The 23,280-nt window shown below is 55.9% G+C and carries 17 protein-coding genes; 5 read left to right on the forward strand and 12 right to left on the reverse strand.

Annotated features, from left to right (window positions below; all coding sequences use genetic code 11):
• The first annotated feature begins 9 nt into the window (after nucleotides 1-9).
• Nucleotides 10-738 (forward strand): DUF3581 domain-containing protein, encoded by a 729-nt coding sequence (locus PL263_RS04790; protein ID WP_140911269.1) that lies wholly within the window; start codon nucleotides 10-12, stop codon nucleotides 736-738.
• Between the two features lie 49 nt (nucleotides 739-787).
• Here PL263_RS04790 and glp read toward each other — a convergent pair whose 3' ends face one another.
• Together glp and mobB are read right to left on the reverse strand one after the other, a co-directional pair.
• Nucleotides 788-2,032, reverse strand: coding sequence for a gephyrin-like molybdotransferase Glp (gene glp / locus PL263_RS04795; RefSeq protein WP_278211926.1), 1,245 nt, complete (start codon nucleotides 2,030-2,032; stop codon nucleotides 788-790).
• Nucleotides 2,029-2,553 (reverse strand): molybdopterin-guanine dinucleotide biosynthesis protein B, encoded by a 525-nt coding sequence (mobB, locus tag PL263_RS04800; RefSeq protein WP_278211927.1) that lies wholly within the window; start codon nucleotides 2,551-2,553, stop codon nucleotides 2,029-2,031. The genes glp and mobB overlap by 4 nt, the downstream gene beginning before the upstream one ends.
• 207 nt (nucleotides 2,554-2,760) lie before the next feature.
• Between mobB and PL263_RS04805 the strand changes: the two genes are divergently transcribed.
• Together PL263_RS04805 and PL263_RS04810 are read left to right on the forward strand one after the other, a co-directional pair.
• A complete protein-coding gene (locus PL263_RS04805; protein WP_278211929.1) occupies nucleotides 2,761-3,120 on the forward strand; it encodes a molecular chaperone DnaJ in 360 nt (119 codons plus the stop codon).
• Nucleotides 3,121-3,229: 109 nt separating this feature from the next.
• Nucleotides 3,230-4,363 (forward strand): sensor domain-containing diguanylate cyclase, encoded by a 1,134-nt coding sequence (locus PL263_RS04810; RefSeq protein ID WP_278211930.1) that lies wholly within the window; start codon nucleotides 3,230-3,232, stop codon nucleotides 4,361-4,363.
• Here the strand turns inward: PL263_RS04810 and galE are convergent.
• The 5 genes from galE to PL263_RS04835 form a co-directional block, all read right to left on the reverse strand.
• Nucleotides 4,360-5,406 (reverse strand): UDP-glucose 4-epimerase GalE, encoded by a 1,047-nt coding sequence (gene galE / locus PL263_RS04815; RefSeq protein WP_278211932.1) that lies wholly within the window; start codon nucleotides 5,404-5,406, stop codon nucleotides 4,360-4,362. The genes PL263_RS04810 and galE overlap by 4 nt on opposite strands.
• A gap of 15 nt (nucleotides 5,407-5,421) precedes the next feature.
• Entirely contained in the window at nucleotides 5,422-6,279 is an 858-nt protein-coding gene (gene ttcA / locus PL263_RS04820) for a tRNA 2-thiocytidine(32) synthetase TtcA (RefSeq protein WP_140911275.1), read from the reverse strand.
• Between the two features lie 45 nt (nucleotides 6,280-6,324).
• Nucleotides 6,325-7,545 carry a beta-ketoacyl-ACP synthase I gene (gene fabB / locus PL263_RS04825; protein ID WP_278211936.1) on the reverse strand — a complete coding sequence of 407 codons (1,221 nt, stop codon included), beginning with the start codon at nucleotides 7,543-7,545 and terminating at the stop codon, nucleotides 6,325-6,327.
• Nucleotides 7,546-7,555: 10 nt separating this feature from the next.
• Complete coding sequence (gene fabA, locus PL263_RS04830) at nucleotides 7,556-8,071, reverse strand: 3-hydroxyacyl-[acyl-carrier-protein] dehydratase FabA (RefSeq protein WP_140911277.1); 516 nt, start codon at nucleotides 8,069-8,071, stop codon at nucleotides 7,556-7,558.
• Between the two features lie 76 nt (nucleotides 8,072-8,147).
• The gene (locus tag PL263_RS04835) at nucleotides 8,148-10,061 is read right to left on the reverse strand and encodes a transglycosylase SLT domain-containing protein (RefSeq protein WP_278211937.1); all 1,914 of its coding nucleotides are present in this window, start codon (nucleotides 10,059-10,061) and stop codon (nucleotides 8,148-8,150) included.
• Between the two features lie 68 nt (nucleotides 10,062-10,129).
• Here PL263_RS04835 and PL263_RS04840 point away from each other — a divergent pair, with 68 nt between their 5' ends.
• Nucleotides 10,130-11,959 (forward strand): ABC transporter ATP-binding protein, encoded by a 1,830-nt coding sequence (locus tag PL263_RS04840; protein WP_278211938.1) that lies wholly within the window; start codon nucleotides 10,130-10,132, stop codon nucleotides 11,957-11,959.
• Entirely contained in the window at nucleotides 11,956-12,789 is an 834-nt protein-coding gene (locus tag PL263_RS04845) for a PHP domain-containing protein (RefSeq protein WP_278211939.1), read from the forward strand. The genes PL263_RS04840 and PL263_RS04845 overlap by 4 nt, the downstream gene beginning before the upstream one ends.
• Before the next feature lie 9 nt (nucleotides 12,790-12,798).
• Here PL263_RS04845 and PL263_RS04850 read toward each other — a convergent pair whose 3' ends face one another.
• The 5 genes from PL263_RS04850 to PL263_RS04870 form a co-directional block, all read right to left on the reverse strand.
• Nucleotides 12,799-15,639 (reverse strand): EAL domain-containing protein, encoded by a 2,841-nt coding sequence (locus tag PL263_RS04850; RefSeq protein ID WP_278211940.1) that lies wholly within the window; start codon nucleotides 15,637-15,639, stop codon nucleotides 12,799-12,801.
• Entirely contained in the window at nucleotides 15,636-17,783 is a 2,148-nt protein-coding gene (locus PL263_RS04855; RefSeq protein ID WP_140911282.1) for an EAL domain-containing protein, read from the reverse strand. Before PL263_RS04855 ends, PL263_RS04850 begins: the two co-directional genes overlap by 4 nt.
• Nucleotides 17,784-20,540: a response regulator gene (locus PL263_RS04860; RefSeq protein WP_278211941.1), complete on the reverse strand. Its 2,757-nt coding sequence runs from the start codon at nucleotides 20,538-20,540 to the stop codon at nucleotides 17,784-17,786.
• A gap of 19 nt (nucleotides 20,541-20,559) precedes the next feature.
• Nucleotides 20,560-21,087: a YfiR family protein gene (locus PL263_RS04865; RefSeq protein WP_278211942.1), complete on the reverse strand. Its 528-nt coding sequence runs from the start codon at nucleotides 21,085-21,087 to the stop codon at nucleotides 20,560-20,562.
• A gap of 105 nt (nucleotides 21,088-21,192) precedes the next feature.
• Nucleotides 21,193-23,274 (reverse strand): TonB-dependent receptor, encoded by a 2,082-nt coding sequence (locus tag PL263_RS04870; RefSeq protein ID WP_278211943.1) that lies wholly within the window; start codon nucleotides 23,272-23,274, stop codon nucleotides 21,193-21,195.
• Nucleotides 23,275-23,280: the final 6 nt, after the last annotated feature.

Here is a 23,280-nt window from a genome sequence, read left to right on the forward strand (position 1 = left end):
AATAAATCTATGTTTTTAAAAGAATTCTATGCAATTCAGGATGGCTGTGTCGCGATTAGCGCTGCCCAAGCCAGTATGTTCGCCAAAGAAGTCGCGCACGACTTCAATCCGCTGCACGATGAAGATGCCAAGCGTTTTTGCGTACCGGGCGATTTGCTGTTTTCCCTGGTGTTGGAAAAATACGGTTTGAGCAGCAATATGCATTTCACGTTTTCCGGAATGGTCGGCCACGGGGTGCTGCTTAACTTTCCCGACACCGATGCGGAACAGATCGATGTTACCGACAATCAGGGTAAAACTTACCTGCAAATCCAGCGTTCCGGCAGCCTGACCCGCGATCCGGAGCTAATTGAAACTCTGATTCGGGATTATGTGGCGTTTTCCGGGCAGAACTTCCCGTACGTGTTGGTGCCGTTATTGGCCAAGGAACAGGTGATGTTCAACATAGACCGGCCGTTGGTCATATACGAGAGCATGACCTTGAATTTGAGCCGCCTGGATTTTGCCAAGCCCAAGCTGGAAATGCTGGAGCCGACAATGGAAGTCAACGGTAAGCGGGCTACCGCTTATTTGCATTTTCAAATCCAAGCGAATGGCGAAGTGGTTGGTTCCGGATTCAAGAAGTTGGCCGTCAGCGGCCTGCGCGATTACGAAGCCGAACCGATGCAAGCCTTCGTCGACGACTATCTGGCCCGCAAACACGGCTATCTAGGCGAATTGGCCACGGCGAACGCTTAAGCTGGGCTGCGGCGAGCCGGATTGCGGATATTCGCGTTCGGCTTCGCCATCACAACTCGAGCGAGAACGGTTCCACCAACACCCAGTCGCCGCGTTTAACGCCATCGCATTCGGCGGACAGCACGATAAAACAGTTGGCCACGCTGGCCACCTTAAGTTGATGCGAGTCTTGGGTGCCGGCGGCCGTCACCGCGAATTCGCCGTTGTCCAATTGCCGCAGCACGCCGCGTTGGTATTCGCTGCGGCCCGGCACTTTTCGCAGATCGCTGTCGCTACGGGCGCTTATCTGCAGCGTCTTGGCGGGGCTGGCGCCGAGAAGCCGATCAAGACCGGGTTTTACGAATTTGTTATAAGTGACCAGCACCGCTATCGGATTGCCGGGCAGACCGAAAAACCAGCAGTCGCTTATCTTGCCGAATGCCAAGGGCTTGCCGGGTTTGATCGCGAGTTTCCAAAAATGCACTTGCCCGCATTTCTCCAGAATCTGTTTGACGTAGTCGGCGTCGCCTACCGACGCGCCGCCGGTCGAAATCAGCGCGTCGTGTTGCGCCGCGGCTTGAACCAGCATGGCTTCCAAGGCGGCCGGATCGTCTTTTACCACCCCCAAATCGTTCGCCATGAAGTTTGGGTCTTCGAGCAAGGCCGCCAGCAAATAGCGGTTACTATCGTAGATTTGGCCGATAGCCAATGCAGAACCGAGCGGCGCCAGCTCGTCGCCGGTGGAAAAATAACCGATTCGCAAACGGCTTTTGACTTCGACGGTACTGATGCCAGCCGCCGCCAGCAAACTAATGTCGCGCGGACTGAGCTTTTTCGGCGCCGCGATCAGCCTCTCTTGGCGCTTAAAATCGCTGCCGGCTGATCGAATGTTTTTTTGAAACAAACACGGCGCGGCAAAGTAGACGCGGTCCGCTTCGACACGCGTTTGTTCTTGGGCAACGACGCTGTCGGCCGTTTCCGGCACCACCGCACCGGTAAATATGCGCACGCACTCGCCATGAGCCAGCGAACCGGTAAAAGGTTTGCCGGCCCAGGCAGTGCCGACTACGCGCAGGCTGAATTCGGCGTCTCCGCAGAGTCCGGCGGCGGCAAAGGCGTAGCCGTCCATCGCCGCATTCGGCTGCGGCGGCATGTCGATTGAAGCAAACACGTCCGTGGCCAGGATTCGGCCCAATGCGCTACTCAACTCGACCGACTCTATGGTGGCAATCGGGGCAAGGGTTTGTTGAATCCGCGACAGCGCTTGCTCGGCGGACAGGAGGGTGTTTTGGGGGGGGAAGCAGATATCGTTCACAGAGAGCGGCTCAAAAATTGGTACAGAATAAAGTCGGCTATGGAATCGGTGTCGTTCAGATCCAACCAAGGGCAATCCGGCGGCGTCGCTAGCGGCGAGTCGCTGGCTACGGCGATGATCCAAGGGTCGCTCGGTTGGAGTAAGGGTTTGCCCAGCGTTGGCCGGTGCAGTTCAATTTTCGGAAACGCCTCGTGTCGGAATCCCTCGACCAAAATCAGATCCAGCTCGACACCGGATAATGCGGCCAGTTGGTCAGTCAGCTTTACCTCATCTTGCGGGAGTTCCTCGACGATGGCTCGGCGGTATTTCGAAACCAGCAGCACCGGATTTGCACCGGATTTGCGCAGCTCGTAGCTATCTTTACCGGGTTTGTCGATTTCGAAATCATGGTGGCTGTGTTTGATCAGGCCGATTTGTAGCGACTTTGCCTTCAGCAACGGAATCAATTTGGTCAACAGCGTGGTTTTGCCGGTGCCGCTGTAGGCCGCAAAGCCCAAAACCGGGGGTGCAAAATGGGTCATTAGAAAAAACGTCGTTAATCCAAGCCGAGGTATTCTAAGTTATTATGCAAACCGGTGTTAAGAAAGGACCCGTCGAGAATGGTAAGGATCGGAATAGTTTTGGTGCTGATAATTGGCGTTTTAGCCTATCGCTGGTACATCACAACGCCGTCGCAGGCAGCTAGGCGTCAATTCCGTCGTATTCTTTGGGTTTCGGCGGTTTGCATAGTGGCTGCGCTGTTGTTGACTGGAAGGTTGAACGGTTTGGTGGCTCTGATAGGCGTACTGTTGGCGTTTATGCTCAGAGCAATTCCGTTCATCCTAAATTATGCGCCGCAGTTGCACAGAGTCTGGCGGCTGTTCCAGGATAGGCCGGATACCGGCCAAGACCATTCGCGGCCTAATTCCGCAACGGATATGACCCGGGAGCAGGCGTTGCAAATTCTCGGTTTGCAGCCCGGCGCCACCGAGGCCGAAATTGTCAACGCTCATCGCATTTTGATATCCCGCATGCATCCCGATCGGGGCGGATCGGATTATTTGGCCGCACAAATCAACCAGGCCAAGAAAACGCTGTTGGGCCGGTAACGGCAAGTCGACGATAGTCCGTGCGGCGTTCATTTCGAGGCAATTGCCATTGCTGTCGCGGCGTACATTTTTTACGAAAACTGCTAGTCTTAAGCGCTTGAAAATGCCGATGAGGCCGACATTGGAAGACGATATCACTACAGAACTGCGCGTACTGGAGAGTCATTTAGACGGCATGTTAAGTCGCGTGCAGCATAACAGCCTGACGTTGAAACGCCTGCAAAGCTTTGAAATGCGGCTATTGGCGATGAATACTTTGGCGGAGATGATTGAATTCATTTTGGCCGAAACCAAAATTCTGTTCGGTCTGGATGTCGTCAATTTGTGGTTGGTCGATCCGAAGAACGAAATCGCGGCCTATTTGGACAGTGACCATTACGATTACCGGCGGCGCGAGGGCTTGCTGTTACTGAATCAGGAGACGCCGCTGCATACCGGCTTTATCGGCAGCAAGCAGCCTGTGCTTGGCAGTTACCGCGATCACGACTGCGAGCGTTTCTTTCCGGCAGCGCAGCCTAAAAAGCCGGCATCGGTTGTGATCGCCCCCTTGGTGCGCCGCGATAAATACCTCGGTTCCTTGAATTTAGGTAGTTACCGTAGCGACCGTTTTGTGCAGGGCATGGCTACGGATTTCATCGAGCACATTGCGTCGGTGATCAGCATCTGCCTGGAAAACAACCTGAACGTGGAGACCATACGCCGCACCAGCCTGATCGATCCGTTAACCGGCGTCAATAACCGGCGGTTTTTGGAGCAGCGGATCGAAGAAGAACTCGACCGCAGTCAACGTACTCGTGATCCGCTATCCTGTCTGTTTATGGATATCGATTATTTTAAGCGCATCAATGACGGCTATGGCCATCAGGCCGGCGATCACGTGTTGGCTGCCGTGGCGACGGTGATCAAAAAACAATTGCGTAACAACGATGTGTTAGCCCGATACGGCGGCGAGGAGTTCGTGGCGCTGTTATCGCAAAGCGATAACAAACATACGGTCGAGATTGCTGAGCGGATTCGCGGCAGTATCGCCGATTTGCGGATCACCTTTGCCGAGCAAACCATACCGGTGACGATTTCGCTGGGTGCCGCTACTTACCAACCGGCTTTCGCCCTGAAAAAGCCGGTAGCCGAGATTGCGTTGCAATTGATCCAGACCGCCGATGCCGCGCTCTACGAGGCCAAGCGCAACGGCCGCAACCGGGTCGAAAACGGCGGTCTGGTGCTAAGGATGGATGCGGCTTAGTGGTAGCCGTTCGGATTCTGGCTTTGCCAACGCCAAGTATCGGCGATCATTTGGGTTAAATCGCGTTCGGCTGTCCAACCCAGTTTCTGTGCGGCCAGACTCGGATCGGCATAGCAGGCGGCGACGTCGCCGGCCCGGCGCGGCGCGATTTTATATGGTACGTCCTGTCCGGTGACCTGGCTAAAGGTGTTGACCATCTGCAAGACGCTGTAACCGTTACCCGTGCCCAGATTGACGGCATCGCAGACCGGGGCGTCTGCCGGCTGGCTCAGCAGGTATTGCAAGGCTTTAATGTGGCCTTGGGCCAGATCGACCACGTGGATGTAATCCCTCACGCCGGTGCCGTCCACGGTGGGATAGTCGTCGCCGAATATCGACAGCATCGGCAATTTGCCGATCGCAACCTGCGACAAGTAGGGCATCAGATTATTCGGGATGCCGTTCGGGTCCTCGCCGATCAGGCCGCTACTGTGGGCGCCAATCGGGTTGAAGTAACGCAGGATGGCGGTTTGCCAGGGGGCGGTTGTTTGGTTCAAGCCATCCGCCGCGCTGGCATCGCGCAGAATTTCCTCGATGAACAGTTTGGTGCGGCCGTAGGGATTGGTCGCTTGCAGCGGAAAACTCTCCAAAATAGGCACCGTGTGCGGGTCGCCGTAAACGGTCGCCGACGAGCTGAACACCAGCCGTTTGACGCCGGCTGCCGCCATCGTTTCCAGCAAGACCTGGGTGCCGTAAATGTTGTTGCGGTAGTAGCTGAGCGGTTGCTGACAGGATTCGCCGACCGCTTTCAAGCCGGCAAAATGGACGACGGCGTCGACACTGTGGTTGTGGAAGATGCGGCCAAGGGCCGCGGCGTCGGTAATATCGGCTTGGTAAAACACCGGCGCCTTGCCGGTGATGGTTTCGATGCGGCGGAGCGCCTCGACTTTACTGTTGCTGAGATTGTCGACGATAACGATATCGAAACCGTTATTCAGCAATTCCACACAGGTATGGCTACCGATGTAGCCGGTACCGCCCGTCACTAGGATGGTTTGAGCCATATTTCCGTTCCCTGTTTAGCGTTCGAGTATGTCCAGTCCCGGCTCGTCGGAGACGACGCGGGCCAGGGTTGAATTCGGATCGCGGCGCAAGCCGGCAAAGTCGAACAAGCCGGTATCGAGCATTTGCGACGGGGCGATGTTTTGCAGACCGGCGAAGATGGTTTCGATCCGGCCGGGGAATTGTTTGTCCCAAGCGTTCAACATCTGCTTCATCGCCTTGCGTTGCAAATTCTCCTGCGATCCGCACAGATTGCAGGGAATAATCGGAAACTGCTTGAAGGCAGCAAAGCGGTTGATGTCCTTTTCGCGGCAATAGGCCAGCGGCCGAATCACGATATTCTGTTTATCGTCGCTGAGCAGTTTCGGCGGCATTGCTTTCAGTTTGCCGGCGTAGAACAGGTTCAGAAAAAAGGTCTCGATGATGTCGTCGCGGTGGTGGCCCAACGCGATTTTGGTGATTTTGTGTTCCCTGGCAAAGCCGTACAGCGTGCCGCGCCGTAGCCGCGAGCACAGGCTGCAGGTGGTCTGGCCTTCCGGAATGATGCGTTTGACGATGCTGTAAGTATCGTGTTCGATGATGTGGAACGGTACGCCGATCGATGTCAGGTATTCCGGCAACACGTGTTCGGGAAAGCCGGGCTGTTTCTGGTCCAAATTGACGGCGATGATTTCGAAATTCACCGGCGCGGTTTTCTGCAAATTCAGCAGAATGTCCAGCATCGTATAGGAGTCTTTACCGCCGGACAGGCAGACCATGACCTTGTCGTCGGGTTCGATCATATTGTAATCGGCGATCGCCTCGCCGACGCTGCGCCTCAGGCGCTTTTGCAGTTTGTTGAACTGGGTACGGGATTTTTGGCTGGGATCGGACATGGTGGGAAGAGAGGCGGCCCACTAAAGGTGCAGGCCGCTTGGCAGTTAACCGTTGTAACGTTGGAAGATCAGCGTGGCGTTGGTGCCGCCGAAACCGAAGCTGTTTGACATCACCGTATTCAAGGTCACGTTGTCCTGATATTCGCGGACGATGGGGATGCCGGCGGCACCGGGGTCGAGTTGGCTGATGTTGGCCGACGCGCTCAAGAAGTTTTCTTCCATCATCAGCAGCGAATAAATCGCTTCGTTGACGCCGGCAGCACCGAGGGCGTGGCCGGTCAGGGATTTGGTCGAGCTGACTCTGGGCACCGCATCGGCGCCGAATACCGCGCGCATCGCTTCCAATTCGCGGGTATCGCCGACCGGCGTACTGGTGCCGTGGGCGTTGATGTAGTCGATCGGATCGTTTACGGTCGCCAGCGCCATTTGCATGCAACGTACCGCGCCTTCACCGGAGGGTTGCACCATGTCGTAACCGTCCGAGGTGGCGCCGTAGCCGACCAGCTCGGCATAGATTTTGGCGCCGCGGGCTTTGGCGTGCTCAAGCTCCTCGATCACCAAAACGCCGCCGCCACCGGAGATCACGAAACCGTCGCGGGTCTCGTCGTAAGGGCGAGACGCGGTGTCAGGGCTGTCGTTATATTTGGACGACAAGGCGCCCATGGCGTCGAACATGACCGACATGGTCCAGTGCAGTTCTTCGCCGCCGCCGGCAAATACGATATCCTGCTTGCCGAGTTGGATCAGTTCCTGGGCGTGGCCGATACAGTGGGCGCTGGTCGCGCAAGCCGAACTGATCGAATAGTTGACGCCCTTGATTTTGAACGGTGTGGCCAGGCAGGCGGTGTTGGTGCTGGACATGGCCCGCGTCACCATATACGGCCCGACTTTCTTGACGCCTTTGGAGCGCAGAATGTCGGCGGAATCGACCAGATTGGAGGTCGACGGCCCGCCGGACCCCATTACCAAGCCAGTGCGGATATTGGAAATATCGCTTTCGTCCAGGCCGGAATCGGCAATGGCCTGTTCCATTGCCAAGTAATTGAAGGCGGCACCGTCGCCCATGAAACGTTTGATCTTGCGGTCTATCGCTTCGTCCAGATCGATGTTAACCGGGCCGTGGACGTGGCTTCTGAAGCCCAGTTCCTGGTAAACCGGGGCGTGCACGATGCCGGAACGGCCGCTCCGTAGCGAAGCGACGACTTCGTTCCGGTTATTACCGATGCTGGAAACGATCCCCAAGCCTGTTACAACCGCGCGTCTCATGTTGGTTTCCTTAGAAATCCTGAGTGGAAGTAAATAAGCCGACCCGTAAATCGGTGGCTTCGTAGATTTGTTTGCCGTCTACTTCCATGACTGCATCGGCGATACCCATCACCAGTTTGCGCATGATCACGCGCTTCAAGTCGATTTTATAGGTGACTTTTTTAGCGGTCGGCAGCACCTGGCCGGTGAATTTCACCTCGCCGCAACCCAGAGCTCGGCCTTTGCCGGGACCGCCGAGCCAGCACAAGTAAAAACCGATCAATTGCCACATGGCATCCAGCCCCAGACAGCCGGGCATGACCGGATCTCCCTGAAAATGGCAGGCAAAAAACCACAAGTCGGGATTGATATCCAGTTCGGCAATAATCTCGCCCTTGCCGTATTTACCGCCTTCATCGGAAATATGGACGATGCGGTCCATCATCAGCATATTGGGAAGCGGTAACTGCGCGTTTTCCGGACCGTAAAGCTCGCCCCGGCCGGACATCAACAACTCTTCGCGCGTGAAACTGTTCTGCTTCTCCATCCAATAATTACCTGATTCGTGGGTTCAAAAACATCCACCATTATCCAATAATCGGCTTAAAAAATCAGCTCAATTTTTATCCCGGCATCACCTCGCGCAGCAAGTCGTCAAGCTTCAATGAGTCGCGTTGCAAGCGTTGCTGGTAAATCAAAGCGTACATCAGGACCGACGCGACGTAGCCGCGGGTTTCTTTGTACGGTATGTTTTCGATCCAGATATCGGCCGGTAGCGCTTGGCTTCCGGGCAGCCAACGTTTGATTTTGTTGGCGCCGGCGTTGTAGGCCGCGGCAGCTAAAGCGTAGTGGCCGCCGAATTGGTGCAACAGTTTCTTGAAATAAAATGCGCCGTACTTCAGGTTTAATTCCGGACGAAACAGACTGTCGTCGTCCCCCCAACTGTCGTGCAGATCGGCAGCGATTTGCCGGCCGGTTTGCGGCATCACTTGCATCAAACCTTTGGCGCCGGCGGGCGAATCGGCCTGACTGTCGAAGGCGCTTTCCTGACGAATCAAACCGTATATGATGGCGGGATCCAACTGCCTTTCCTGCGCGATTTGCCCGATTTCCCGACTGTATTCCAGCGGAAAGCGCAGCTCGACATCGTCCCAATGATTGGCTTTGGCGACGGTAGCGATCGCTAAAGCCGGGGCACGCCAGCGTTGTGCCAGCTTAGCCGCAACCGGCAATAGGTTCGGTTCCAATTTGGCAACGGCGAACTGCCATTGGCGCCTGGCTTCTGCCGGCCGATTCAATACCAGCAGTTCGTTTGCCGCCTGAAAATCGGCTCGGTTGCTTAGCGCTTGCAACTCGGATTCGGCAACTTGTAACGGTCGGTGCGCCAAGTCGATCGCTTGGCCGGATTTAGCGGCGGCCATAAATCCGTAAAAGCTGCGATTTTTCGCCAACTCTACGAATTGGCGGTTAGCGGCTTCGCCTTGGCCGACTGCCGCCAAAGCCCGCGCCTGCCAATAACGCCACTTGTCCCGATTTTTCTCTTCGCTGTTCAAGCGGGCGATGGCGGTGAGCACGTTCGGCCAATCCTGGCTATTCAATGCCGCCCGCACCCGCCATTCCCGGCTCGATTCGTCGTCGGTTTCCAATCGCGACAAGCGCGGATAGGCTTGGGCATCGTGCTTCAATGCCAAGGCCAGGGCCAGCTGTCTTTCGATAAAGGCGGCGCGATCCGGCGCGATGGGCTGCTGCGCTTTTTCCTGATCCCAATATCGTGCCGCCGCTCCGGGATCGCGCTCCAGCCAACGCTCGACGGCATGGCCCAGCATTTCCGGTGCATCTGCCGGTTGATTGCGCCAACCGGTTTCGGTCTGTATGGCTTCCGGTTGCCGATGTAGTTTCAACCAAAGTTCGGCCCGCGGCAGTTCATCAGCGGCCAGGAAACGGGCGAGATACTCGGCCAGCGCCGGATTATCGCGTTTCAAGGCGGCATGGAAACGTTGCCAGACTAGATCGTGATTAAAGTAAGGCGATGCTTGGTAGGCCGCGAACAGGCCGTCACAGTTGTTCGGTTGCGATTTACCGCTCAGCCAAAGTGCGCGGGCGAGAACAAACGCCTCAGGTGTTTGGCCGGTTTCGACGTAGGCCAGGCCGGCGTAACATTGCAAAGCACTGTCGTCGCTGGCTTGGTAATATCTTAAAAAGTCCGGCCAACGTTTTTGTTCGCCAAGGTAAGCCAACCATTTCGGCTTGAGCAAGCCGGCATAGCGGCTGGACCCGTTTTCTGTCAGGAACGCGCGTATCTCATCGTCGGCGGACAAACGGCTTTTCAACCATTGGTATTGCAAATACGGATACAACGGGTAAGTTTTCAAAGTGGCGGCGAGCTGACGGTAGTCGGATTCGCGGTGCGCTGCGATAGCTTGTTCCGCCTGCAGAAAACGTTGGCGCAGATCGCCGATTTCGGAATCTCCGGCCGTCGCCCACGCCGGCAATAGGCTGACGATTGCAGCGAGCATCAGATTTTGGATTAACGACATGGCACTTCCCCGATAATCGGACCATTCGGCCCGGCAAGCTGTTTTGCCGCGGCCATCGGACCATTATAATGGCTAAACTCAATAGAATTCGTTTACAGACGTTGAAAATCAATCAAGCTGCAAGCCACACTGAATACTCCTGGCGTTACATTTACGGTATTGCTCTCCAACACAAAAAGCAATTGTTGGCCGGACATATGATGGCGATCCTGGCGACAGTGGCCAGCGTGCCGGTGCCGCTGTTGATGCCTTTGCTGGTAGATGAAGTACTGTTACACCATCCCGGTGTCGTGTTGGCGACGCTTAATCCCTGGTTGCCGGCGGAATGGCGTACGCCTGTGGTCTATATCGGCGCGATTTTGTTGGCGAGCTTGTTGTTGCGACTATTCGCATTGGCCTTGAATATCAGTCAGACCCGACAGTTTTCTAACATCGCCAAGGATGTGGTGTTTCGAATCCGGGCCAGCCTGGTAGCGCATTTGCAGCGTATCTCGATGTCGGAATACGAAAGCCTGGGCAGCGGTACCGTCAGTTCGCACATGGTGACCGATCTGGATACTCTGGACAACTTCATCGGCTCCACGATCAGCAAGTTGCTGGTCGCGGTGTTGACGGTATTCGGTACTGCACTGATCTTGTTATGGATGCATTGGCAATTGGGCCTGTTCATCATCTTCCTTAACCCCTTGGTAATTTACCTGGCCAAGGCGGTCGGCTCCCGGGTCAAGGAGTTGAAAGCCAACGAAAACAAAGCTTACGCAATCTTCCAGCAGGCCTTGAGCGAAACGCTGGAAGCGATACATCAGATCCGTGCCAGTAACCGCGAGGAGCATTACTGTCGGCAACTGGTCAACAGCGCGCTGGCCGTGAAAAACCATTCCACGATCTACGCCTGGAAAAGCGATGCGACGGTACGGCTGAGTTTCCTGACCTTTTTGTTCGGTTTCGATATTTTCCGCGCCACTGCGATGCTGATGGTGCTGTATTCCAACCTCAGTATCGGCGAAATGTTGGCGGTGTTCGGTTATTTGTGGTTCATGATGGCGCCGGTCCAGGAAATCCTGAGCATTCAGCAATCGTTTTATGCTGCCAAAGCGGCTTTGACGCGGGTAAATCAGCTGGCCAGACTAGAACGCGAGCCTTACTATCCGCATTTGGCCAATCCGTTCCAGGGCAAGAAAACGGTTTCGGTCAGCGTCAAGGACTTGCATTTCAGTTACAAGGACGAGCCGGTGCTGAACGGCATCAATTTGTCGATCCGGGCCGGGGAAAAGATAGCGCTGGTCGGCGCCAGCGGCGGCGGCAAATCGACATTGGCGCAAACCCTGATCGGGCTCTATCCGCCCGGTAGCGGCATGATTTATTTCGACGGTGTGCCGCTGGACCGCATCGGGCTGGACGTGGTGCGCGAACACGTGGCGACGGTACTGCAGCATCCGGCACTGCTGAACGATACCATACGCGCCAATCTGACCTTGGGCCGAGATATCGCCGACGCGGCTTTGTGGCAGGCGCTGGAAATCGCGCAGTTAAAACACGTCGTTAAAGACTTGCCGGCCGGATTGGATACGGTGGTCGGCCGCCAAGGCATGCGTTTATCCGGCGGCCAACGCCAGCGCATGGCGATCGCGCGGATGATCGTCAGCCAACCGGCGGTCGTGATTCTGGACGAAGCCACCTCGGCATTGGACAGCGAAACCGAGTACAAGCTGCACCAGGCCTTAAACGGCTTTTTGGCAGGACGCACCACCATCATCATCGCCCATCGTTTGAGCGCGGTGAAACAGGCCGACCACGTCTACGTGTTCGAACAGGGCCAAATTTGCGAGCAAGGCAAGCACGAAGTGCTGATTCAGCAGAACGGCTTATACGCCAAACTTTACGGCGACTACCAATGAGCGATCCGATTTACGACTTACATTGCCATTCGACCGCGTCGGACGGGGCCTTGCCGCCGGCCGAACTGGTCGGCCGTGCCAAACGACAGGGCGTCGACGTCCTGGCACTGACCGACCACGATACCGTGGCCGGTTTGGCCGAAGCCCGCCAAGCGGCACAGGATTGCGGCATGCGGCTGATTCAAGGTATCGAATTGTCGGCCGGCTTTGAGAGCCATTGCCTGCATATCGTCGGTCTGAATATCGATCCGACTAACGGCCAGTTGTTGGAAGGAATTGGGCGGCAGCAGATCACGCGCGAGGAGCGGGCGCAAAAAATCGCCCAAAAGTTGGTCAAGAAAGGCATTCCGGACGCTTATCCGGAACTACGCGCCGCGGCCGGCAACGGCGAAATCACCCGGCTGCATTTCGCTGATTTCCTGCTCAAGCACGGTTATGTCGAGACTCAGCAGGACGCTTTCGACCGTTATTTGAGTAAAGGCAAACCCGGCTACGTGCCGACTGCTTGGGCGCCGCTGGCCGAATGTGTGGCTTGGATCAGGCAGGCCGGCGGGGTGGCGGTGCTGGCGCATCCCTTACGTTACAAGCTCAGCACGAAATGGTTGGACAAGGCCCTGAGCCAGTTCAAGGCCGCAGGCGGGCAGGGGATCGAGGTGGTGACCGGCAGGGCCAGTATCGACGACATTCGCTTAAGTTACGGCTTTGCGCTCAAACATCAGTTGTATGCTTCGCAAGGCTCGGATTTTCATGCGCCGGGTAACCAGTACCTGGAATTGGGCCGGTTGGCGGCGATGCCGGCTGGCGCCAATCCGGTTTGGGATTTGTTCTGAGGCTACAGCTTAGTCGGCGTCGAACAGGGCGCCGAACTCGTCCGGCGGCAACGGTTGATTCCAATAAAAACCTTGGGCTTTATGGCAACCGAGCTGGTGTAAACGTTCCGCTTGTTCTTGAGTCTCGACGCCTTCGGCCAGCGTCAACAAGCCCAACGTGTCTCCCAGTTGTACGATGGCCTCGACAATCGCCGCGTCTTCGGCCTTGCCGGAGTTTAAATCCTGGATGAAGGATTGATCGATCTTCAGTTTGTTGACCGCGAAACGCTTTAGATAGCTGAGCGAGGAATAGCCGGTGCCGAAGTCGTCGATTGCAAAGCTGACCCCCAGTGCTCTCAGGTCGGCAATATTCTGAATGACCGTCGCGGTGTCGTACATCAACACCGATTCGGTCAGTTCCAATTCCAAATATTCCGGCTCCAGGCCGGACTCGGCCAAGGCGGAGCGTACCGACTCCAATAGATTGCCGCGTTTGAATTGCAGCGCAGAAATATTCACCGTCACTAACAATTCGTAACCGGCATCGCGCCAAATCCGGTTCTGCCGGCAGGCTTCCCGCAATACCCAGTCGCCGATCGGTACGATCAGGCCATTGTCTTCCGCAATCGGAATGAACTTGGCCGGCGGAATCATCGGGCCGCTGGCCGGTTGCCAGCGCAACAAGGCTTCGGCGCCGATGATTTTGTTATCGCGAATCGAATATTGGGGCTGATAGTGCAGGCGTAATTCGTTTTGTTTCAATGCCGCACGCAGGCCGTTCTCGATATTCATGCGCTCGATAGAGGCCAGGTTCATGTCATGGGAAAAGAAACGGAAAGTATTGCGGCCTTCGTTTTTGGCCGCGTACATCGCGGTGTCGGCTTTGTTCAACAGGCCGTGGAAACTCAAACCGTCGTTGGGATAGAGGCTGATACCGATGCTGAATGAGGTGCACACGGTGATGCCCTCGATTTGAAACGGCTGGTTTAACTGATCGAGAATTTTCAGCGAGATTTGGGCGATGGTGTCCACCTCCGGAATGTCGGTCAGAATGATGATGAATTCGTCCCCGCCTTGGCGGCACACCGTATCCACTTCGCGGACGCATTGGCACAGGCGTTCGGCAATGCCCTGCAACAGACGGTCGCCGACGTCGTGACCCATCGTGTCGTTGATGTTCTTGAAATGATCCAGATCCAGAAACAGCAGGCCAACCAGCGTGTTATTGCGTAAAGCATGAGCCATGGCTTGGTCGAAACGGTCGCGCAGCAAAGTCCGGTTCGGCAGGTTGGTCAGCGGGTCGTGCCGGGCCAAATATTCAATCTGGGCTTCAGCGGCTTTGCGGGCCGTGATGTCCGAGAAAATGCCGATGTAGTGGCTGACCGCACCGTATGTATCGCCTATTGTCGAGATTCCGAGCCAGGCCGGATAGGGTTCGCCATTTTTACGGGTGTCCCATATTTCGCCTTGCCAATAGCCGTTATCCTTCAATGCTTGGCGGATACGGCGGAAATGGCCGCTGTCGTTGTGTTCGGAATCGAGCATCGCCGGCTTTTTGCCGAACACTTCCTCGGCCCGGTAACCGGTAATATTGGTGTAGGCTTGGTTGCTGGAGACGATAGTGAGGTCCGGCGCGCATAAAAATATGGCTTCCCCGCTGTTTTCAAACACCTTGGCGAGCAATTTCAAGCGTTCGGCGGCGACTTTACTCTCAGTGATGTCCGCGTGGGTGCCAAGCATTCGCAGCGGTCGGCCGTCGGCGTCGCGTTCGACAATACTGCCGATCGACTGAATCCATTTCCAACTGCCGTCGGCGCAACGCACACGATATTCAAGCCGGTACTCGCCGAGAGCGCCGCCGATATAGGCTCGATAGCGCTCCAGCGTTGCCTGACGGTCGTCGGGATGCAGCCTTTCGGCCCAGGCGTCGAAGTCGGCCGAAAAAGCGGTCGCCTCGTAACCAAGCATTGTCGAATATTCGCGATTGACAACGGTTGCGCCGGTCTGCGGATTCAAGTCGAAAAAGCCGAGTTTGGCGGCCTGCATCGACAAACGCAGGCGTTCTTCGCTATCGCTGAGTGCTTGTTGGGTCCGGCGAATTTCGGTGATATCGTGGGCCAGGCCGTTGACTGCAATCACCCGGTCCAGGTCGTCGAAAATGGGGGTGGCGTTTAGGCTAAGCAACCGGCTGCCGCCGTTTCGGCAGCGCAATTCCAACTCGTAATTGGGCGGCTTGATACCGTTCAAACAGGCTTGAGTATGGGCGCGGGCGGCTTGGTTGAGGGGATTTTCCGTCGCCAAAGCAAAGCAATCGCCCAATAACCGGTCGGCCGGATAACCGAGAATCTGTTCTACCGATGGCCCCAGGTAAATGAACTCACCTTGCGGATTCAAAGAGAACAGAAAATATTCGGAACTCAGACTTTCGACCAGCTCGCGGAAGCGCTGCTCGCTGTGTCGCAACAGGTTTTGCTGCTCCAACAAGTTTTGCGTCGTGCGATGGGCGCGCAATACGTACTCGATCCGGTGCGGCAACAGAGGCCATTGCACCGGTTTGCCGATAAAATCGGTGGCGCCCAGCTCGAAGGCTTCGTTGACCGCGTGAGTGTCTTCGATAGCCGTCATCATTACGATAGGCGTGTTACAGTGCGGCAGCGACCGGATTTGCCGTAGACAGGCGAAGCCATCCAGTTCCGGCATCATCACGTCCAATAACACCAGATCCGGCTGTTCCTGGTAAAACAAGCGCAAGCCTTCGCGCCCGTTTTCGGCTTCCACGGTTTGGTATTGGTTGGCGCGTAATACTTGGCCCACCAACAATCTGACCATGGCGTCGTCGTCGACAATCAGAATTTTGGGATCGATGGTCACGGCGAAATCGGGTCAACGACGGATTGGCTATCGAACACTCTGGCAAACTCGGCGAATTCGGCAGCCGGCATCGGCCGCTGGAACAGAAACCCTTGTACGATGTCGCAGCCATTGTCCAGCAAAAAGTTAGCCTGATCCTGGTTTTCTACGCCCTCGGCAACCACTTCCAAGGACAAGGCCTCGGCCAGTGCCAAAATCGCCGAGGTAATCGCCATGTCGTCTTCGTTGTGCGGCAAGTCGCGAACGAAACTGTGGTCCACCTTCAACTCCGATATCGGCAGTTTTTTCAGGTAGGACAACGACGAATAGCCGGTGCCGAAATCGTCGATGCTGATCCTGACACCCAAAGCCTGCAACTCGCGTAGCGTAACCAATGCCTCTTCGACATTGTGCAGCAGAATGGTTTCGGTCAACTCCAGTTTCAAATAGCGCGGCTCCAGGCCGATTTGCGCCAATACCTCGCGGACATGGCCGCAGAATCCGCGTTGGCGGAATTGGTTGGCGGAGACGTTGACCGACATCACCAATTCAGGGCAAGCGCCTTGCCGTCGCCAACTCAGCACCTGACGACAGGCGTTCTCCAGAACCCAATTGCTGATCTGTGCGATCAGGCCGGAATCTTCGGCGATCGGGATGAATTGTGACGGACCGATCAAGCCCAATTCCGGGTGGCGCCAACGAATCAAGGCTTCGCAACCGACCACTCGATGGCGGCGAATGTCGATTTTTGCCTGGTAATACAGTTCCAGTTCGTCGCGTTCGATGGCCCGGCGCAGGCTGTTTTCCATCGCCAGTTTATGGAAGGCAGCGACATTCAGCGATTTGCTGAAGAACTGGTAGTTGTTGTGTCCGTATTCGCCGGCGTGGTTCATTGCAAATTCGCCGTTTTTGATGAAGCTATCTTCATCCATGCCATCGCCGGGGTATACGGCAATGCCGATATTGATGCCTAAAAACAGCTCGGTGGCCTCGACCGGAAACGATTGCTGCATGATATGAAAAATCCGCTTGGCGACTTTGACGCTGTCGCGGGCGTCTTGTACCCGGTTCAACAAAACGGTAAACGTGCTGCCGCCTAGCCGGGATACCGTCATATCCGCCAGATCGACGTCCGAATTGGCCGAGACGTAATCGCATTCCCTGACTTCGGCGACCAAGCGATCGGCAAACATTTTCAGCACGTGGTCGCCGATTTTAGGCCCCAAGGTTTCATTGATGCGCTTGAAGCGGGCGATACTGATGAACAAGGTCGAAAGCGCGGTGCCGTAACGGTCGCAAGCAGCCATGGCCTGGCCCAAAATTTCTTTGAACAGAGTGCGGTTGGGCAGCCCGGTCAATGGGTCGTAATAGGATAAAAACCGCACCCGCTCTTCGATGTGGCGTCGTTCGGTAATATCCTGAATCGCGCCGCGGATATGCTCCACCGCGTCGTGCTCGACAATCGGTTCGCCCTGAATGTGAAGTACCCGGCTGCTGCCGTCGCGATGCGTCACCGGCAATTCGATGCGGAAACTCAGCTTGTTCTTAAGGCACAAGTCTATGGCCTGCTGCAATTTGGCGGCCTCTGAAGCGTCCACGCGGTTGAGCAGATCCAGCATTTTGAAAGAATGACGCGGCGGATCGATGTCCAGAATATTGAAAATCTCATCCGAACATTGCAGTGTGTCGCTGCTAACCTGCCAATCCCAACTGCCGAGTTGGGCAATTTTTTGCGCTTTGCGTAATTCCGACTCGCTCTTGGCCAACGCCGACATGGTGGCTACAGAGCGTAGCAGATAGCGCAACCGGTGCGGCAAGGTCGGCCAATTGATCGGTTTGGCGATAAAATCGGTGGCACCCAATTCGAATGCGTGGTTCACCGATTCCAGATCGTCCACGCCGGTCAGCATCACGATCGGCAATATGGCGTTGCCCGGCATTTGGCGAATGGCTTGCAAGCAATCGAAGCCGTTCAGATCGGGCAGCATTACGTCCAGCAGCACCAGATCGGGTTTCCGGCTGGTACAAAACTCCAGCCCTTGCCGACCGCTACCGGCACAGACCACGTCGAAGCCTTCCCGCTGCAAGATATCCTGCAACATCAGACGCACCATGTCGTCATCGTCGATGGCCAGGATCAGATTGGTTGCGTGTGGTCGTTGCATCTACGAAGCGGTGGCGGGAAGTTGTTGCACGATAGTTTTATAGGCGGTTTGCAAGGATTCGGCAATACGACTATCGAACTCAAGCGTGTTATCGCGGGCGGCATGTTCTACATTGCGGGCCAATTCCGCCAGATGATTCGCCCCGATATTCGCTGCGGTCGATTTCAGACTATGCGCCGCTTGCCGTACCTCCGCACTCTGTTGATGCTCGATCGCAAACGCGATCGCGCTGATTTGCTGCGCGGCATTTTCCCGAAACAGCCTTAACACCTCAGCCACTAATTGGTCGCCGCCAATTTGGCGTAGCGAGCGCAATTCAGCAGAATCGAATTCGGCCTGTTGGCCGCGGTCGATGTCGGCAACTGCAGCGGATACCGCCGAAAACAGGTTCGGGCGGGTGTCGCCGATTAACGCGCGGATTTTGTCATGCAAGGTTTTTTGCAAAAACGGTTTACTCAAATAGTCGTCCATACCGACCCGCAGGCATTTTTCACGGTCGCCCTCCATCGCATTGGCCGTCAGAGCAATAATCGGCGTCCGCTTGATAGCCTTTGTCCGTTCCAGTTCGCGGATCTGCTGGGTCGCGGTGTAGCCGTCCATGACCGGCATCATGCAATCCATCAAGATTAAATCGGCCGGTTCGGTTTGGAACAAGTTCAACACTTCCTGGCCGTTGCTGGCGCAAATCAGGGTGTAACCCAATTGCCGCAGCATGGCGCTGCAGATTTTCTGGTTCACCGGATTATCTTCCGCCAGCAGGATACGCACGCTGGCAGCAGGCGCAGCCGGTTTGGCGTCGACCGCGACGTCCGCCGGTAGCAAGCGTAACAGGGTATCTTGCAAGGTACGGCGGTAAACCGGTTTCGGTAAATGCACGTCGCAACCGCAGTGGCGGATTTCGGCCATCTCGGTTTCGTCGGCACTGGATGAAATAATCACGATGCGTAACCCGGCAAAACGGGCGTCGCCGCGGATACGTCTGGTCAGTTCGGTACCGCTGATGCCGTCCATTCTCATATCCAGCAATGCAACATCGAAACTCTGCCCGGATTGCGCTCTTTGATCCAAAATTTCCAGGGCATGGCCGCCGTTTTTTGCAACCCGGAAATGCATGCCGAATTCGGCCAGATGATTTTCCAGGATTCTGGCGTTAGTGGCGTTGTCTTCAACGACCAGCACGTGCTTTCCGGTTAGATTGCCCTGCGCGGCAGTTTTGACCGGCAACGGCGCCAGTGCTTCGCGCAACGGCAAGTAAACGCTGAAAACCGAACCGACCTGGGGCTGGCTCTCCACCCGGATCGTGCCGCCCATCAACTCGCAAAGCTCCTTGCTAATGACCAGGCCCAAACCGGTGCCGCCGTATTTGCGGGTGGTGGAGCCGTCGGCTTGGCTGAAGGCCTGAAACAACCGGGATAAGGCCTCCGGATTCATGCCGATGCCAGTATCGCTGATCTTGAACTCCAGGCACAGGCCGCTGCCCGACGTGCACAGCGTGGATTCCCGGTTGCGAACCTGTAGTTTGACTTCGCCGGCCTCGGTGAACTTGACGGCATTCGACAACAGATTGGTCAGGATTTGCCGCAAACGGTAAGGGTCGCCGCGGACTTCTTTCGGCGTTGCCGGGTCGATTTCGCACAACAACCGAATGTTTTTGCTACTGGCCCGCTCGAAGAACAAGGCACCGAGCTGGTCGACCAAATTGCTCAAGCTGAAATCGGTTTCCTCCAGTTCCAGTTTGCCGGCCTCGATTTTGGAGAAATCCAGAATGTCGTTAATGATGGTCAGCAGCGAATCCGCAGAGCTGAACACGGTCTCTGCATACTGGCGCTGGGTCGGTTTCAATTCGGAACCTAGCAATAGTTCGGTCATGCCCAGGACGCCATTCATCGGCGTGCGGATTTCATGGCTCATCGTCGCCAGAAATTGGGATTTGGCGATACTTGCGGCCTGCGCATCGATAACGGCCTGGCGCAGGTCGGCAGTACGCAGGTCGACTTCCCGCTCCAGGCAACCGCGCTGGTTTTCCAACTCGGCGTCGCGTTGTTGAATGCGTTCGATCATTTGGTTGAAGCTTTTGACTAATTGGCCGATTTCGTCCCGGCTTTCGCCTTGAGCCCGCACCATGTAATTGTTGTCGACCGATACCTGTCTGGCCAGTTGCGACAATCGGGTCAGCGGTGCGGCGATGGATGCGGCCAGACGCCGGCCGAACCAGGCGGCAAACATAAAGGCGACGAGCATCGAGAGCAGAATTTGCCCCAAGTTGATGCCGACCGAGCGCCACAACGGACGTAAATCGATCATTATCCTCAGGTAGCCGACCACTTCCCCATTATCGTCCGGCAAGGGGTTAAGCGTTATCAGATTCAGCAACCGCATCCTTTGGCCGATCTGTTGTTCCTGGGCTTTTAACAGATTCGGCGGAAAGCTGTGCTGTAAAGCCTGTGTCGGATAGTGGGCGAAAATCTCGCCGTCGCGGCCGTAAAGTTGCGCGGACAGAATTTCCGGTTTGCCGCGTAAGGTGGCGAGTATGTCGGAACCGGTTTTGGCATCGCCGAACAATAGCGCGGCCCCGGCGCTGAATCCGATCATCTTGCCTAACGAGCGGATTTCGTTGAGCATTTCGTTTTTTTCCTGCCAAACCTGGGTAACGCTGACGATCGCCAAGGTCAATGCCAACGCCAACGCCAAGGTAACTGCCTGCAAACGCTGCAGTTTATAGGTCATCGGCAAGTCGACCAGCTTGTCCCGGATCATGACGATATCGGCTCCAGAATCATTTGTTCAGGTTCAGATTTCTAGCGAGTTTCAGCAATTGGGCGCTGATGCGGATGTTGGCGGCATTGGCATTGTCCAGGTTTACCTCGAAGTTCAGTCGGTTGCCGTCCTGAACCAGCCCAATGGTACCGTTCTGTTCTAAAAAGCCCGGTTTGTCGCTGACAGTGACCACCGGTGCGCCCCTCAAATCCCGCGCAATCTCTCCGGCGCCGGCAGCCGATTTGGCGATATATACCAGATGGCAGGCTTTCAAATCTTTGCTCGCGACATCTTGGAGGACGGCCAACGGTTTGCCGTTGACGGTTTTGCCTTCCAGTGCCAGCAGATTGTCGCCAAGGTTGTGCGGGCTTACCAAGCACAAGTTGAATTTGTTCTGGCTGGCGGCCTCCGGCCATTCGATGAATTTAAAGAAGTTGTATAGAAACGCGACTTTTACCGCGGCTTCGTTGGCGGTTTCTGCAGCAAAGGCGCTGTGGAGGAATATCAGCGGCAGCACCAGCAGCGTAGCGGCTCTGCGCGCCGACATGGCCAAATTCCGGCGCCAGCGAGCACGGCGGCATTGAACGGCCGCTTGGGGGCTGCGAGCTGATTTTTGACGGATGTGCCAATTCATCGAGTTCCGCCGTCCCGGTTAAAATTGCCAGCGCAAGGTGCCGTAGACCTCGCGTTGCACAGCGGTTGCGGTGGAAAATAGATCGGAACCGTATTCGAAATGGTAACTGTCGAGCAGATTGCGCCCGACCAGTGCCAATTCCAAGCCCGAACCCAGATCCCAAGCCAAGCGTGCGTCAAGATCCTGATAACCCCGAGTAAAGCTTTGGTTGGTGACAGTGGAACTGACGAAGCGCCAATTCAAATCCAGTTTCAGTTGCGGAGTCAGATCGTACATCGACCACAGCATAGCTTTGTGGACTGGATAGCTGCTGCCTTCGTTGACGACGACGCTGGCCGGGACGCCGTTACCCGGACGGACGCGGTCTTCCTCGTGACTGTAGTTGGCTTTTAGTTTCCACTTGTCGGAAACCTGCCAATCCAGACTGACTTCGCCGCCGTAGACTTCGGCAATGCCCAAATTGCTCAGACCGGTACTCACCAATACGTAACTTGCCGGCGGCACGATTTTGAAACTGTTACTAATCGAATAACTGGTGAAGTCGTCATAATTATAATGATATAGCGCTATGTCGGCGCTGACCTGCGGCGTTATCTGGCCGCGCCAACCCAGTTCGAAACCGAGCATTTTCTCGGCTTCAAGGTTGGGATTGCCAACCAAGCCGGTGATCATGGGTACCGGCAAACCGGGCTGCGGAGGACGCAGATTCAGGCTGTACGAGATATTTTGTTCCACCCAGTTCGGTGTTCTGACCGAACGCGATACCGAGGCCCAGAAAGAGTTGCGGTCGTCTGGCGTCCATAACAGGCGGGCATTGGGTTGAACTTCGAAATGGGTGACCGGGTTGTGTTCGACCTTACCGCCTAAGGTCAAGCGCCAGCGGTCCGGCACCAGGCTGATTTCGTCTTGGACAAAGAAGCTGTAAATCCGGTCGGTCCGTTGCGGCGCGCTCATCGAAATTTGCGGACTGTTCTCGAAGTCATTGAGGTTGAAACGCAAACCGGCACCCCACAATAACAGATGGCGATCGTCCAGTTTGTAGTTGTGCTGAAAGTCGATATCGAAACTATCGATCTGGTATTGAGAGTTCAGAAACGGCGATTTTCGGCTATGCCGGTCCCAATACATCCGCACGACGGTAGTAGAATCTGTACCCTGGTGGTGCTCCCAACGGCCTTGTAAATAATGCCCGGAAAATTGTTGGTTGGCGGGTAGCAGTTGGGAGTAGGGCGGCGCCATCACCGGTGTCAGATTGGCCGTAAGTGCCGGAAACTCAACCGGTGCGCCGTTACTGTCGCCGATGAATGCGTCTCCCTGGATACTCAGCTTATTGGCAATATCGAACGCTTTGTCGTAGCGAAAGCCGACTTTGCTCATATCGCCTTCGTCTCCGGCCTGATGAGATGATTCGCGGGTTCTGGAGTCGCCGTAATTCGAGTGCCGAGCGTAGACTTTCAAATAGGCCTCGTCGCCCAAATCGGCGCCGTAACGGACGCCGCCACCGTAGCGCTGAGTGCCGACTTGGCCGCTCAACAAAGTACCCTGAGTATTTTTTGCGGTTTTGGTGATGATATTGATTACGCCGTTTACCGCGTTGGCGCCCCATAGACTGGCGCCGGGACCGCGAATCACTTCAATGCGCTCGATGTCTTCCATCATCACGTCCTGCTGGTCCCACCAGACGCCGGAGAACAACGGGTTGTAAACACTGCGGCCGTCTACCAGCACCAACAATTTATTGGCAAACTGGGTATTGAAGCCGCGCACCGAAACAGCCCATTTGTTACCATCGACTTTGGCCACGTTCAAGCCGGGGACCACTCGCAATGCCTCCGGGATGGTAGTGGCCCCGCTGCGGCGGATGTCTTCGTTGCTCAGCACATAAATCGCGGCCGGCACATGGCTAACGTCGGTCGAAGTCTTCATCACAGACGTCACGTCCAGATTCAACAACTGTTCGACGCTAAGCGCTGTCAAATCCGGCAGATTTTCTTCTTCCGGCGATTGGTTGGCCGCTTCGGCGAGCTGCGTGGCCGTCGACCAGGCCACTACGAGGGCCAAAGTCGCCGGAGTCAAGGGGTGGTGTGCCTTACTCAACATGGTCGG

Origin of the sequence: Methylomonas sp. EFPC3, from assembly GCF_029643245.1 — a bacterium.
GTDB classification, from domain to species: Bacteria; Pseudomonadota; Gammaproteobacteria; order Methylococcales; family Methylomonadaceae; genus Methylomonas; species Methylomonas koyamae_B.

What these genes read in the sequence shown, in the direction of transcription:
- PL263_RS04790 (WP_140911269.1), top strand. Translation starts at nt 10, where the DNA reads ATGTTTTTAAAAGAATTCTATGCAATTCAGGATGGCTGTGTCGCGATT.
- galE (WP_278211932.1), bottom strand. Translation starts at nt 5,406, where the DNA reads ATGGCTCAAACCATCCTAGTGACGGGCGGTACCGGCTACATCGGTAGC.
- PL263_RS04870 (WP_278211943.1), bottom strand. Translation starts at nt 23,274, where the DNA reads ATGTTGAGTAAGGCACACCACCCCTTGACTCCGGCGACTTTGGCCCTC.
- PL263_RS04865 (WP_278211942.1), bottom strand. Translation starts at nt 21,087, where the DNA reads ATGTCGGCGCGCAGAGCCGCTACGCTGCTGGTGCTGCCGCTGATATTC.
- PL263_RS04860 (WP_278211941.1), bottom strand. Translation starts at nt 20,540, where the DNA reads ATGATCCGGGACAAGCTGGTCGACTTGCCGATGACCTATAAACTGCAG.
- PL263_RS04835 (WP_278211937.1), bottom strand. Translation starts at nt 10,061, where the DNA reads ATGTCGTTAATCCAAAATCTGATGCTCGCTGCAATCGTCAGCCTATTG.
- PL263_RS04845 (WP_278211939.1), top strand. Translation starts at nt 11,956, where the DNA reads ATGAGCGATCCGATTTACGACTTACATTGCCATTCGACCGCGTCGGAC.
- PL263_RS04810 (WP_278211930.1), top strand. Translation starts at nt 3,230, where the DNA reads ATGAGGCCGACATTGGAAGACGATATCACTACAGAACTGCGCGTACTG.
- PL263_RS04840 (WP_278211938.1), top strand. Translation starts at nt 10,130, where the DNA reads ATGGCTAAACTCAATAGAATTCGTTTACAGACGTTGAAAATCAATCAA.
- fabB (WP_278211936.1), bottom strand. Translation starts at nt 7,545, where the DNA reads ATGAGACGCGCGGTTGTAACAGGCTTGGGGATCGTTTCCAGCATCGGT.
- mobB (WP_278211927.1), bottom strand. Translation starts at nt 2,553, where the DNA reads ATGACCCATTTTGCACCCCCGGTTTTGGGCTTTGCGGCCTACAGCGGC.
- PL263_RS04855 (WP_140911282.1), bottom strand. Translation starts at nt 17,783, where the DNA reads ATGCAACGACCACACGCAACCAATCTGATCCTGGCCATCGACGATGAC.
- ttcA (WP_140911275.1), bottom strand. Translation starts at nt 6,279, where the DNA reads ATGTCCGATCCCAGCCAAAAATCCCGTACCCAGTTCAACAAACTGCAA.
- fabA (WP_140911277.1), bottom strand. Translation starts at nt 8,071, where the DNA reads ATGGAGAAGCAGAACAGTTTCACGCGCGAAGAGTTGTTGATGTCCGGC.